Here is a 12,777-nt window from a genome sequence, read left to right as displayed (position 1 = left end):
AATCACCTCGGGCTCGATGGAATCCACCCGGGCCAGCGGCGGCGCTTCCGTTGCCAGGCACTGGGTAAACGCGTCCAGGATGGGCTCGCTTCCCTGGATCTCGATCTCGACTCCGCCCCCATCATTACGTACCCAGCCAGTCAGACCCAGGCTGCGGGCAAAACGATAGACAAACGGGCGGAAACCCACGCCCTGGACGACACCCCGAACCCTCAGGCGCCGGGCAACCCGAGTGGGGTCAACAACGATCAGCATGACTTTCAGGCCCTGATGGCAGGTTACAGGTCAATGGGGCGGAATGACGGAGCGCAAGAGTCTCCCGGCGACGCGCCTCGATCCAGTCAAGCCAGGCCGAAAAGCCGCTCCCTGTGGTGGCCGACAGACAGATGATCTCCAGCCCCGGATTGACCCGCCGGGCAAAATCCAGGGCTTTGTCCACGTCGAAACTCAGGTAAGGCAGCAGGTCCACCTTGTTCAGCAGCATCAGGCGGGCCGCCGCAAACATGTCCGGATACTTGAGGGGCTTGTCCTCCCCTTCAGTCACCGACAACACCACCACCTTGGCAGCCTCTCCCAGATCGAAGGCCGCTGGGCAGACCAGGTTACCCACGTTCTCGATCAACACCACGCTCTCCTCCACCGGAGACAGCTTTTCCAGGGCCTGCTCCACCATCCGGGCATCCAGATGACAGCCCTTGCCGGTATTGATCTGTAGCGCCGGAGCACCGGTGGCGCGGATGCGTTCCGCGTCGAAACTGGTTTGCTGGTCTCCCTCGACCACTGCCAGCGGAATCCGTGTGCGCAGGGCCTCAATGGTCCGCACCAGGAGTGAGGTCTTGCCTGAACCCGGGCTGGAGACCAGGTTGAGGGCAAGGATCCCCCGCACCGCCAGCCAGGCGCGATTGCGCGCAGCATGGACATTGTTCCTGCCCAGGATGTCCTGTTCGATCCGGACCATCCTGGCCTGGCTCATGCCCGGCACCTCTCCCCCCGCCGCTCCCTGGCCATAATGGATCAAGCCCGCCGGCGCAGCGGAGGGCAGCAGGCTGGCCTCACTCTCACCCAGAGGCTTCTCCCCTGAAGGAGCTACCGGGCTGCCGACAGCAACCCAACGGCTGTCCGCAGGAAGATGCTGGCGTTCATTCCGGGACCGGAGTCGCCGATAGGCCATCAGCCCACCCCCGGCATGCCCAGGTTGGAGGGACTGACCTTCGATGCGGGCCTCACCGGCACCACAACCGCACACATTGCACATTTTCAGACCACCTTCATTCGATTTCCAGCTCTCGCACGCGCATGCCCGTACCCAGCGTCGCCTGTACTTCGTAGCAGCCGCAGCAGGGACATGGATCATATAGTGCAGCGACCGGCACGGTCTTCCCGCACTGCAGGCACTGCCCCTGTCCGGGCACAGAGTCGATCTGCAGCCGGGCACCATCGGCAATGCTGTCCTTCATGACCAGATCGAAACAGAAACGCAGGCTTTCCGGCTCCACCGCAGCCAGCGCCCCGACCTCCAGGATCACCGTCCTCACCCGGCCAAACCCCTGGCGGCAGCCCGCCTCCTCGATAATCTGGCGGATATTTTCCGCCAGGGACATTTCATGCATCCGCCTTCTCCGTGAAACCTGCCGGCCCCTGACCGGCATGCCATACCCAACAAGCCCCCGGCAGCAGGATCCAGACACCCTCCCCCACGGACCCAGTGGGGGCCGAAACACCAAAGTATCCGCATGTCACGACTTTTTACTCAGAGCATCGGGGCTTTTCATGCCATTCTGCAACCCCGGTGATCCATTGTCTCCGAAATGATGACGAAACCCCTCTCCCTCCTCTTCGCTCTTGTCCTTCTGTCAGGCCCTGCCTCAGCTACAGATACGCCACCGGGCTCTGTCCCCCCCGTCGACACCGCCGCCGCCCAGGAGGTCGCCGGAGTCCCAAAAATCACCAGCTGGGACAAGACCGGCATGGTCCCCATTGAGGCGCGGGAGTGGCAAAGCCATGACTTCAAGCCCCAGGAGGCCCTGGACTGGAAACGCTCGGGCTTTACCCCGCTGATCGCCCGCACCTGGTCGGACAAGGGATTTGACCCCGAAGAGGCCCGGGAATGGGTGAGCTCCGCCCGTCAGACCCGCACCTTGATGGCAGAGCTGGACCAATCCGACCCGGCCCAATGGAAGCGGGAAGGTTTCACCCCCCGTGACCGGCTGGCCTGGTGGGAAGCCGGGTTCACCTTCGAGGATGCCGTCGCGCTGGCCCGCACAGGCATGTCACCGGCCGATGCAGCATGGCATGGCCATGACAAGCTCAAGGAGCTCCGCACTGGCAAGGGTGAGAATGCCAACGGCCCCCAGCCCTCTCCTTCCAGCGCCAGCACCAGCACCCCCCCCCAGAATCCGGGAGGGCAGGCCCTGCTGAGCCCGCTGCTCGACCTGCTCAAGGCCGCCCGGGCACACCTGTCCTCGGCGCTCGTGCTGGTTGTCGTGGGGCTCGGCTTGATCACGGTCTTCCTGCTTTACCGTCTGAGCAAGACCAACAAGATGCTGACTGCCCGGCTGGCGGCCACCGCCAGTCGTCACAACCTCGCCCCGGAAGATCCGACCGAGCCCGCCACGCCTGCCAAACCTGCAGAAGGCCGGGGCAGTCCCATACGCAAAGCGAGCCTCCATCACCCCACCTGCCCCACCTGCGCCGTATGTGGCGGCAAGAATGTCCGCCCCTCCCAGATGCAGTCACGGCGCTCAAGCGTTCTGAAGTTCACCCGCTACTATCGCTGCCGGGACTGCGGACGGCACTTCGCCCTGGTCAATTACGGCCCCTTGCTGGCTGCCGTGTTGCTCCTGATCGTGCTTCTGGGCCTCCTGAGCGCTGCAGTCCTGTATGCCAACGCGCCCGAGGTCTGACCCCCGTCATCCCGTCACATCTACCGGCGACACCCACCCCATGCCTTCCCTGCAGATCCAGCCGGTAGACTTTGCGCTACCGGAACCGACATGCGAGTTCCTCTTCCTGCTGGATCACTACATGCGGGGGCCAACAGGCCGCGGACAGGCCATGGACGATGGGCTGCGGGCACGCCTGCCCGCCGAACTGGCGGCAAGACCCAACGTGCTGTGCTTCATCGCCCACTGGGTCGATCCCACCGGCCGCCATCCCGTCGGCCTGGTGAATTGCGTGGAAGGTTTTTCCACCTTCGCCGGCCGCCCCCTGCTGAACATTCACGACATCGTGGTGCATGAGGACTGGCGCCGCCGGGGCATCGCCCGCGCGCTACTGGCTCATGTGGAGGGGATTGCTCGCCAGCGGGGCTGCTGCAAGCTGACCCTGGAAGTACTCGAAGGCAACACAGGGGCTCACCAGGCCTACCTGAACTTCGGCTTCGTGGGCTACGAACTGGACCCGGCTCTGGGCAAGGCCCTCTTCCTCGAGAAGAAACTCCCGGGGCTTTAAAGGCAAAACCCGGCCTTCGCCGGGTTTTGCCAGAGCAACAACAGGATGCGGATCAGCGCTGGACCTGAGTCACATCCCGCACCGCACCGGTATCCGCGCTGGTGGTCAGGGCTGCGTAGGCCTGCAGGGCCGCCGACACATGGCGCACCCGGTTGACCGGCTTCCAGCCACGCAGATCCTGGGCCGCACGACGGTCAGCCAGTACGGCATCGGACACGGCCAGATGAATGCGCCGGTTGGGGATGTCGATTTCAATCGTATCCTCCTCTTCCACCAGACCGATGGCCCCCCCACAAGCCGCCTCGGGCGAGGCGTGTCCGATGGAAAGGCCTGAGGTGCCGCCGGAGAAGCGCCCGTCGGTCAGCAATGCGCAACTTTTGCCCAAACCCTTGGACTTCAGGTAACTGGTCGGATAGAGCATTTCCTGCATGCCCGGGCCGCCCTTAGGGCCTTCGTAACGGATCACCACCACATCACCGGCGACAATCTGGTCGGCCAGGATGCCGGCCACAGCATCCTCCTGACTCTCGAACACGCGGGCCCGGCCGGTAAAGGTCCAGATGGACTCATCCACTCCCGCCGTCTTAACGATACAGCCCTTTTCGGCGATGTTGCCATAGAGCACGGCGAGGCCACCGTCCTGGCTGAAGGCATTGGCCCTGTCACGGATGACGCCCTTGCTGCGATCCAGATCCAGCTCGTTCCAGCGCCGATCCTGGCTGAAGGCCACCTGAGTGGGCACACCACCGGGCGCTGCCTTGTAGAAATTGAACACTCCGGAATCGTGGGCGCTCATCACATCCCAGGTGGCCAGTGCCTCGGCCAGACTCTTGCTATGAACCGTGGGCAGGTCCGTATGGAGCAGGCCGGCACGGTTGAGTTCGCCCAGGATGGCCATGATGCCGCCGGCCCGATGCACATCCTCGATGTGCACATCGGCTACGGCCGGCGCAACCTTGCACAGACAGGGCACCTGGCGGGAGATCCGGTCGATGTCCTTCATCGTGAAATCGACCCCCGCTTCCTTGGCGGCAGCCAGCAGGTGCAGCACGGTGTTGGTGGAGCCCCCCATGGCCACATCGAGGGTGATCGCGTTCTCGAAGGCCTTGAAACTGGCGATGCTGCGCGGCAACACCGACTCGTCGTCCTGCTCGTAGTAGCGGCGGGCCATGCTCACGATGCTGCGGCCGGCGCGCTTGAAGAGCTGCTCCCGATCCGCATGGGTCGCCAGTACGGTGCCGTTGCCCGGCAGGGACAGCCCCAGGGCTTCGGTCAGACAGTTCATGGAGTTGGCAGTGAACATGCCGGAACAGGAGCCACAGGTTGGACAGGCGGAGCGCTCGATGGCATCCACCTCCTCATCGGAGCAGCTGCTGTCAGCAGCCTTGACCATGGCATCCACCAGGTCGAGGGAGATCACCTTGGCCTCCCACTTGACCTTGCCAGCCTCCATCGGCCCGCCGGAAACAAAAATGGCGGGAATGTTGAGACGCAGGGCCGCCATCAACATGCCCGGAGTGATCTTGTCGCAGTTGGAGATGCACACCATGGCGTCAGCGGTGTGGGCGTTGCACATGTACTCGACGCTATCGGCGATCAGGTCACGGGAAGGCAGGCTGTAGAGCATCCCGCCATGACCCATGGCGATCCCGTCATCCACTGCGATGGTGTTGAATTCCTTGGCGACGCCGCCGGCCGCCTCAATCTCCCGTGCCACCAGCTGGCCCAGGTCCTTGAGGTGCACGTGGCCCGGGACGAACTGGGTGAAGCTGTTCACCACGGCAATGATCGGCTTTTCGAAATCGCCGTCCTTCATGCCGGTGGCGCGCCACAGGGCGCGGGCACCGGCCATGTTGCGGCCGGCGGTGGAGGTGCGGGAACGGTACTGGGGCATCTGGACTGACTCCGTTTTCAACGAATGATGTGTTGCCAATTTTTCATTCTAGCGCTTTCGCACCCGATCAGACGCGGAAGCGCGAGACCGTTTGCTGCAACTGACTGGCCAGGCTCTCCATGTCACGGGCGGCACGGGCCGTAGACTCCACGGCCTCATTGTTCTCCCGGGCCATCGCGGCGATGGTCTCGATGCTGTGCGCCACCGCAGCACTGGCCTGGCGCTGCTGCTCGGTCGCCTCGGCAATCTCATCGAGACCATGGCCTACCTCCACCACCGACTCGTTGGCCGCCGTAATCACGCTGGCCACGCTATCCACCGCTTCCCGGCTGGATGCCAGGTGGGCCAGACCGGTATGGATGGACTCCCGCACCGCTACCGACTGACGGCTCAGGCGGCTCGTCACCGTATCGATCTCCCCCGCCGAGCGCGCCGATTTTTCGGCCAGCTTCCGTACCTCATCAGCAACCACGGCAAAGCCCCGCCCCTGCTCTCCGGCCCGGGCCGCCTCAATGGCGGCATTCAGGGCCAGCAGATTGGTCTGCTCGGCAATTTCCCGAACCTCCTGGGTCATCTTGGTGATGGCGGAGGTGGACTCCACGAACTGCTCCACCGAATCCGCCATCTGCCGCACGGCATCCTCAGCGTGGCTGACCTCGGTCACCAGGGATCCCAGGGTACGCTCGCCTTCCTCTGATCGGCGGAGGCTTTCCTGGGAGCGCTGATGCACCCGTTCCGCGCTGGAAGCCACGTTGGCAATATTTTCTGCCATCCGCTCGACGGAAGCCGCCGCGTTCTCGGACTGTTCATTCTGGAGCCGGGAGCCATCGGTCACCTGTCCTGCACTGGCGGCCAGCTGGTGTGCCGAGCCAGTGACCCGGGCGGCCGATTCGGAAACATGCCGTACCAACTGGCCAATGGTCCCCAGCATCTCGTTGAATGCCGACGCAGTCCGACCGATCTCGTCATTCCCCTCCACGTCCAGGCGGCGGGTCAGATCCCCCTCACCCTTGGCGATCTCTTCCAGGCTGTGGTTCATCGCCGTGAGCGGCGTGACAACAAAGCGGTGGATGAAGAACACCACGAACAGGATCAGGGGAAGGGACACCACCAGGGCAGCGAAGATGCTCTTCCACATGAAGGCATCGACAGCAGCATTCACCTTGTCGAGGGAAACCTTCATGCTCACCACGCCCAGGGGGGTGCCCACGGGAACCTGGTGGCAGGCGATGCAGTTCTTGCCCAGATAGTTTTCTGCAGCCACAGCGGGCTTGACGACCCGAAGATACTCTCCGTCAAGGGCACTGCTTTCGACACGGACCACTTCCTTCCCCGTTGCAAAGGCGCGCCGTTCATCTTCATCCAGGGGCGGCATGGCACGACTTCCCGCACCAAACTGCCTGCTGACACCTTCACCCCGGATGACCACCAGATCCTTGATCACCGACAGCTGCTTGATCTGATCCAGAAAGACTTCGCGCTGCCCGACCGTACCGGTGATCATCATGCCGGTCAGCCCCGCCATGGTCATCTCATGGATGCTGTGGGCAAAATCCTCAGCCTGCGCAATGGCCGTATCCCTGTTGACCCGGGTTTCCCAGGTGATCATCCCGCCCCACGCAATGATCAGCATGAGCCAGATGACGACCGTCAGACGCAGCCAGATCGGTGTGTCCGCAAGCTTTTTCATGATCCATCCCTCGTTTCTCTGCCGGAGCGGTGACGCTGCGGTGGGTATCCAGTGTCCAACATATACGGCACCAAACCACTGGAGCTTGAACCGGATCAGGCGTCAGAAGGGGATGGTTTTGGCGTTTTTGGTGATTTTGGAACAGCAGGGCGGGCATTGAGCCGCTGGGTCGCCGTATTCCAGTCGCCCTTTGCGAGCAAGGGCCAGGCAAGCAGCGCCTTGTTGATGGACTCGTCGATCAGCGCCAGCTCTTCCCGCCGGGGCGGCTTGAGGACGAAGTTGACCACTTCGTTGCGATCGCCGGGATGACCGATCCCGACCCTCAGACGCCAGTAGTCCTGGGTGCCCAGGTGGGCCGTGATGTCCTTGAGGCCGTTGTGTCCCCCCATTCCGCCGCCGAACTTGAGGCGCAACTGGCCAGGGGGAATATCGAGTTCGTCGTGCACCACCAGGATCTCGGCCGGCGCAATTCGGAAGAACCGGGCCAACGCAGCCACCGACTGACCGGAACGGTTCATGAAGGTCTGGGGCATCAGCAGCCAGACACCTTCACTGCGGGCATTCGCCGCCAGGCCATGAAAGCGCGCTTCCCTGCTCCAGGAAAGGCCCAGATCCCGAGCCAGGCGCTCACAAAACCAAAACCCGGCGTTATGCCGGGTTTCAGCGTACTCATCGCCGGGATTACCGAGGCCGACAACGAGCTTGGGTACAGACTGGCTCATCGCAGGTCGACCTCGTAATCCTCAGGTGAATCAGGCAGCCGGAGTTTCCTCGGCAGCATCGTCACCACCGCGCACGGCCAGGATGGTAGCCACAACCGGGTCTTCACCATGAGTCAGGGCCTTGACGCCCTTCGGCAGGTTCAGGCTGGAGACGTGGATGGAGGAGCCGCTCTTCAGGTCCTTCAGGTCCACCTCGATGAACTCGGGCAGGTCGCCCGGCAGGCACTCAAGGTCGAGTTCGGTGAGCGGATGGGAAACGATGCCGCCTTCCAGCTTGACGCCCGGGGCCAGATCCGCGTTGATGAAGTGCAGGGGCACTTTCACGTGGATCTTGTGGGTAGCGTCAACGCGCTGGAAATCCAGGTGGAGCACCTGCTGCTTGTACGGGTGCCACTGGGTGTCCTTGAGAATCACGGACTGGGCGGCGCCATCGACAACCATGCTCAGCACGGAGGAGTGGAAAGCCTCATTGCGCAGGGCGTGGTAGATCTCGTTGTGATCCACTTCGATCTGCTGGGGAGCGCTGGAACCACCGAAAACAATGGCGGGAACACTGCCCGCGCGACGCAGGCGGCGGCTCGCACTCGAACCCTGCTTGTCACGCAGCTTGGCGTTGAATTGAATGGTCATGCTTGACTACTCCAGTAATATGAGCCCGATCCGCGACCAGACGGGCTGAAAAAGCCAGCGGACGTGCATCCACTGGCTCGAAAAGGCAGTCTTACTCGCTGAACAGCGAGCTGACGGATTCTTCGTTGCTGATCCGCAGGATGGTATCGGCCAGCAGTTCGCCGATGGATACGGTGCGGATGCGCTTGCAGGCACGGCCCTCATCGGACAGGGGAATGGTGTCGGTCACCACCAGCTCGTCCAGATCGGATTCATTGACACGGCTGATGGCCGGCCCGGACAGCACCGCATGGGTGCAGTAGGCCAGGACCCGCTTGGCGCCGTTTTCCTTGAGCGCCTGGGCTGCCTTGCACAAGGTGCCTGCGGTATCCACGATGTCGTCCATGATCACGCAGGTACGGCCTTCGACCTCACCGATGATGTTCATCACCTCGGATACATTGGCCTTGGGGCGGCGCTTGTCGATGATCGCGAGATCACACTCGAGGCGCTTGGCAAAGGCTCTGGCGCGGACAACACCGCCCACGTCGGGAGAGACGACCATCAGGTCTTCGTACTTCTGCTTTTCGAGATCCGCCAGCAGGACCGGCGTCGCGTAGATGTTGTCCACGGGAATATCGAAAAAGCCCTGGATCTGGTCGGCATGGAGATCCACCGTGAGCACGCGCTGCACGCCCGCGGCCTGGAGCATGTTGGCCACCACCTTTGCGGTGATGGGCACACGGGCAGAGCGCGGCCGGCGGTCCTGACGGGCGTAACCGAAATAGGGAATGGCTGCCGTGATGCGACCGGCGGAGGCGCGTTTGAGCGCGTCCACCATGATCAGCAGCTCCATGATGTTGTCGTTGGTCGGAACGCAGGTCGGCTGAAGGACGAAGACGTCCTTGCCCCGCACGTTCTCGAGAAGTTCAACATTGACCTCGCCGTCCGAGAACCGCCCGACAGTGGCAGAACCCAAGGACTTCCCAAGCCGCCGAACCACATCAGCGGCCAGCTTGGGATTAGCGTTGCCGGTGAAAACCATCAGGCTGCCCGAAGCCATGATCACCTCTCGTGCGACGTAAATTGGAAATTTTAAAACAAAGCGGGCAGGTTAAAAACCTGCCCGCAGAATTTGGCTGGGGAGGAAGGATTCGAACCCTCGAATGCCGGAATCAAAATCCGGTGCCTTAACCGACTTGGCGACTCCCCAATTTGATCTTTCTCGCTACTACACAACCCAGCTTCGCAGAGGATGTCTGTCCAGCCCTTGAGCCATCCAGACACGCCAGCCTTGCGGCGCCGCGCTTACCACCTGCCCTGCCTCATCCTTTGAATCAAAGGATGCAAACACACAAGCTCCTGAACCACTCATCCTTGCTGCACCGTAGCGGGACAACCAGACTAGCGCTTCAGACACCACCGGATAACGATCGCAAACAACTTTCTGCATGTCGTTCCGCGTTGTGTGCATCGCGAAGGCCTGCATTATTAGGATTTCGCTATCACGTGTCAACTCTCGTGCCGAAAAAATTTCAGCGGTCGATACCGCGGCGGGCGGTGCCACCACCACGTACCAGGCCGGCGGCACTTCCAGGGGCTGCAGCGCCTCCCCAACTCCTTCGGCAAAGGCCGTCTCACCAAACACGAAGAACGGAACATCCGCACCGAGCGTGAGGCCTATTTCCTGGAGCTGCCGCCGGGACAATCCCGTGCCCCACAGACGATTGAGGGCCAGCAGCACAGTGGCCGCATCGGAACTGCCCCCTCCCAGCCCGCCCCCCATCGGAATACGCTTCAAGACACCGACTTCAGCTCCCAGGGAGGTTCCGGTTGCGTGCTGGAGCGCACGGGCCGCCCGGACCACCAGATCGGCCTCCGGCGGCACACCGGGCACCTCCGTCGTCCGCAGGATCCGGCCATCACTCCGGCGCAGCAAGGTGATCTCGTCCCCCCAGTCCAGCATCCGGAAGGCCGTCTGGAGGAGGTGATAACCATCTGGACGACGACCCACGACATGAAGAAAGAGGTTGATCTTGGCAGGGGCCGGAACGCAGAGCGGCACAGCCGGATCGATGAAGTCAACGGGGAAAGATGATTGAAGTGGCATGAAAACAGTCATCAGGGGTTCCAGGCATCAACGATGAGGCGCAGGCGGGTATCCCCCCGGTGCACCTCCACCCGCCGGGGCAGACTCTCGGGGGTCTCGGTCGCGTAAGCAGGGTACTCGATGGTCCAGCCCTGATCCACCACCCGTGCCAGCCGGCCGAGAACGTCCACTTCCCGAACCTCGGCGCCCTGCTGCAGACGAGCGGTCACCCAGAGCGGGAGCAAGGCCAGGGGGGCACTCACGCCGAGCAGGGACTCAGCCAGCTCAGCGGCAGACGACGCGTCACGACGCTGGCCATCGGGGAGAGTCAGGCGGGCACCACCGGCATCCGCCTCAATCCTCGCGAGCCCCTGCCCCAGGGGACCGGTGAACAACCATTCATCCCGCCCGGGCCCGTGCTGCCAGTCCACACCGACGATGGCATTCTGCTCGCCATCCCTGACCTGCAAGCGCCCTTCCAGGGAAAAGTGCGTCAGCGCAGCCCTGACAAGGTGAGCGCCAGGAACAGGGGGAGCAACGGGCGCAGGAGTGGCACAGGCAGCCAGGGCAAGGGCCGCCAGGGCAGCAAACGTCGCCCTCAAGGCTTGAACTTCCTCATCACATCCGCCAGCGCGGCGTTGCCAGGGTGGGCCTTGGCAGCCTCCCGCCAGGTTTTCGCTGCGTCGTCGCGACGTCCCAGCATCCACTGGACCTCGCCCAGATGGGCCGCAATTTCCGGATCCGCACGCAGCCCGTAGGCTTTCTGCAGCCACTCCAGCGCCCCCTTCAGGTCACCCTTGCGGTACAGCACCCATCCCAGGCTATCGCTGATGAACGGATCCTCCGGCGCCAGGGCCAGGCCCTGACGGATCAGCACCTCGGCCTCATCGATGCGCTGGTTGCGTTCGGCCAGGGAATAGCCCAGCGCGTTGTAGGCATGGGCATGATCCGGTTTCAAGGCAATCAGCTTGCGCAAACGCCCTTCCATCACATCCGGCTGCCCTGCGCGCTCGGCCATCAAGGCCGACTCGTAGAGAAACTCCGGGTTGTCCGGCTCTCCACGCAAAGCCTCTTCCAGGACCTGAGTCGCCGCCGCCTGCTGGCCAGCGTCGCGCAGCAACTGGGCTTCTGCCAGCACGAACTGGCTGCGCTCCCCCGGAGGCGACACCCGGGCCACCTCCTGAAAATGGGCCCGGGCCTCCGCCAGCCGCCCCTGATCTGCGAGCACCTGGGCAATGCGGGACTGGGCCGGAACGAACTGGGTGCCCGGCCCGACGGCCCGATACCACTCCAGGGCCTCCTCGCTGCGTTTGCCATCCTGGGCGATCTGCCCCAGATACATCCGGAGGGTCTCTGCGTCAGGAAACCCCAGCGCCAGGAGACGGCGGAAATGTCTTTCAGCCACGCTCGAATCACCCGCCTGGAGCGCCAGCAAGCCCGCCGCATGAAGGGCATCCCGGTCGGCTGGATCCCGTGCCACCAGGCGCTCGAACTCCTTCCGGGACATGCCAAACTCACGCCCCGCCGCCAGCATGCGGGCCAGCGCCAGCCTGGGCTCCCGGGCATCCGGATGCGCATCCAGATAGCGCCGCAAGAGCGGCACCCCCTGGCCTGCTTCGGCCTCATGCAGGAACTGGGCCTTGAGCAGCACCGCCTGTTCCCAGTCGGGACGCAGGGCCAGCGCTCCATCCAGGGCCAGCGAGGCGGCCCCCGGCTCACCCGCCACGAAGGCCGCGTTGGCCCGGGCAAAGTGGGCCTCCGGCAAATTCAGATAAGGCTCGGTCAGCTCGACCACCAGACGCCGGATCAAGGCTTTGTCAGGAATTCGCGCCAAGCCACGATTCAGACCCAGGAGGGCTGGACCCGTCTTGTCTCCCTGACTGGCCAGGGCCTTGCCCAGCTGGGCCTTGAGTTCATCCAGGCGAGCGTGGGCGGCCAGGGCTCCCGACGCCAGCTGCTGAGCCTTCACGGAGGCGGGGTCGATTTCCAGCCACAACCGGGACGCCTCGCTGGCCAGCTCGGCATCGCGGGAAAACAGCGCCATTTCCGCTGCCCGCCGGGCAACCCTCCCATCCCGGGTGCTGCGGGCCAGATCCAGATAGGACTGGGCCGCCAGCACCGTCTGCCCCCGGGCTGCCGCCACCTCCGCCAGCATCAGCTGGTAAAGGATCTGAGGCGTCATCTCCTGGGCGGGCTGAACCGCCTGGCTGCCCTCCGGCTCTTCCTCGGGGACACCCTCCTGCGCACGCGCATCCGGCAGCACCCCCACACCCAGGCCGACGGACAACAGCAGGGCAAACACCAGGCGGGCGGGCAGCAGAAT

Annotated in this window: 13 protein-coding genes and 1 tRNA gene; 2 read left to right on the top strand and 12 right to left on the bottom strand. The window is 63.6% G+C overall.

Annotation, left to right across the window (positions count from 1 at the left end; genetic code table 11):
- The 3 genes from PHD22_RS14125 to hypA all read right to left on the bottom strand — a co-directional run.
- On the bottom strand, positions 1-255 hold a 255-nt coding region (locus tag PHD22_RS14125), incomplete at its 3' end, for an acylphosphatase (RefSeq protein WP_299868142.1).
- Positions 239-1,255, bottom strand: coding sequence for a hydrogenase nickel incorporation protein HypB (gene hypB / locus PHD22_RS14120; RefSeq protein ID WP_299868139.1), 1,017 nt, complete (start codon positions 1,253-1,255; stop codon positions 239-241). The genes hypB and PHD22_RS14125, both read right to left, overlap by 17 nt.
- Before the next feature lie 13 nt (positions 1,256-1,268).
- Positions 1,269-1,610, bottom strand: coding sequence for a hydrogenase maturation nickel metallochaperone HypA (gene hypA / locus PHD22_RS14115; RefSeq protein ID WP_299868135.1), 342 nt, complete (start codon positions 1,608-1,610; stop codon positions 1,269-1,271).
- Between the two features lie 357 nt (positions 1,611-1,967).
- Here hypA and PHD22_RS14110 point away from each other — a divergent pair, with 357 nt between their 5' ends.
- Both PHD22_RS14110 and PHD22_RS14105 read left to right on the top strand, forming a co-directional pair.
- The gene (locus PHD22_RS14110; RefSeq protein WP_299868132.1) at positions 1,968-2,903 is read left to right on the top strand and encodes a hypothetical protein; all 936 of its coding nucleotides are present in this window, start codon (positions 1,968-1,970) and stop codon (positions 2,901-2,903) included.
- Between the two features lie 40 nt (positions 2,904-2,943).
- Positions 2,944-3,450 carry a GNAT family N-acetyltransferase gene (locus tag PHD22_RS14105; protein ID WP_299868129.1) on the top strand — a complete coding sequence of 169 codons (507 nt, stop codon included), beginning with the start codon at positions 2,944-2,946 and terminating at the stop codon, positions 3,448-3,450.
- A gap of 52 nt (positions 3,451-3,502) precedes the next feature.
- Here the strand turns inward: PHD22_RS14105 and ilvD are convergent, their stop codons facing one another.
- The 9 genes from ilvD to PHD22_RS14060 form a co-directional block, all read right to left on the bottom strand.
- Positions 3,503-5,344 (bottom strand): dihydroxy-acid dehydratase, encoded by a 1,842-nt coding sequence (gene ilvD, locus PHD22_RS14100; RefSeq protein ID WP_299868126.1) that lies wholly within the window; start codon positions 5,342-5,344, stop codon positions 3,503-3,505.
- A gap of 67 nt (positions 5,345-5,411) precedes the next feature.
- Positions 5,412-7,034, bottom strand: a complete 1,623-nt coding sequence (locus PHD22_RS14095; RefSeq protein ID WP_299868123.1) for a methyl-accepting chemotaxis protein — start codon at positions 7,032-7,034, stop codon at positions 5,412-5,414.
- Positions 7,035-7,129: 95 nt separating this feature from the next.
- On the bottom strand, positions 7,130-7,756 hold the full coding sequence (gene pth, locus PHD22_RS14090; protein WP_299868120.1) for an aminoacyl-tRNA hydrolase: 627 nt from the start codon (positions 7,754-7,756) through the stop codon (positions 7,130-7,132).
- 30 nt (positions 7,757-7,786) lie between these two features.
- Positions 7,787-8,386: a 50S ribosomal protein L25/general stress protein Ctc gene (locus tag PHD22_RS14085; protein ID WP_299868117.1), complete on the bottom strand. Its 600-nt coding sequence runs from the start codon at positions 8,384-8,386 to the stop codon at positions 7,787-7,789.
- Positions 8,387-8,477: 91 nt separating this feature from the next.
- Positions 8,478-9,428 (bottom strand): ribose-phosphate pyrophosphokinase, encoded by a 951-nt coding sequence (locus tag PHD22_RS14080; RefSeq protein ID WP_299868114.1) that lies wholly within the window; start codon positions 9,426-9,428, stop codon positions 8,478-8,480.
- 73 nt (positions 9,429-9,501) lie between these two features.
- Positions 9,502-9,578, bottom strand: a tRNA-Gln gene (locus tag PHD22_RS14075).
- Positions 9,579-9,596: 18 nt separating this feature from the next.
- Entirely contained in the window at positions 9,597-10,475 is an 879-nt protein-coding gene (ispE, locus tag PHD22_RS14070) for a 4-(cytidine 5'-diphospho)-2-C-methyl-D-erythritol kinase (RefSeq protein ID WP_299868111.1), read from the bottom strand.
- A gap of 11 nt (positions 10,476-10,486) precedes the next feature.
- Positions 10,487-11,056 carry a lipoprotein insertase outer membrane protein LolB gene (gene lolB / locus PHD22_RS14065; protein WP_299868108.1) on the bottom strand — a complete coding sequence of 190 codons (570 nt, stop codon included), beginning with the start codon at positions 11,054-11,056 and terminating at the stop codon, positions 10,487-10,489.
- Positions 11,053-12,777, bottom strand: a 1,725-nt coding sequence (locus PHD22_RS14060; RefSeq protein ID WP_366520742.1) for a tetratricopeptide repeat protein, incomplete at its 5' end; no start/stop codon positions are given. The genes lolB and PHD22_RS14060, both read right to left, overlap by 4 nt.

The sequence above is a fragment of the Zoogloea sp. genome (genome assembly GCF_028693495.1).
Classification (GTDB): Bacteria; Pseudomonadota; Gammaproteobacteria; order Burkholderiales; family Rhodocyclaceae; genus Zoogloea.
Note: the sequence above shows the minus strand (reverse complement) of the source record. Positions and strands in the feature narration are given on the sequence as shown.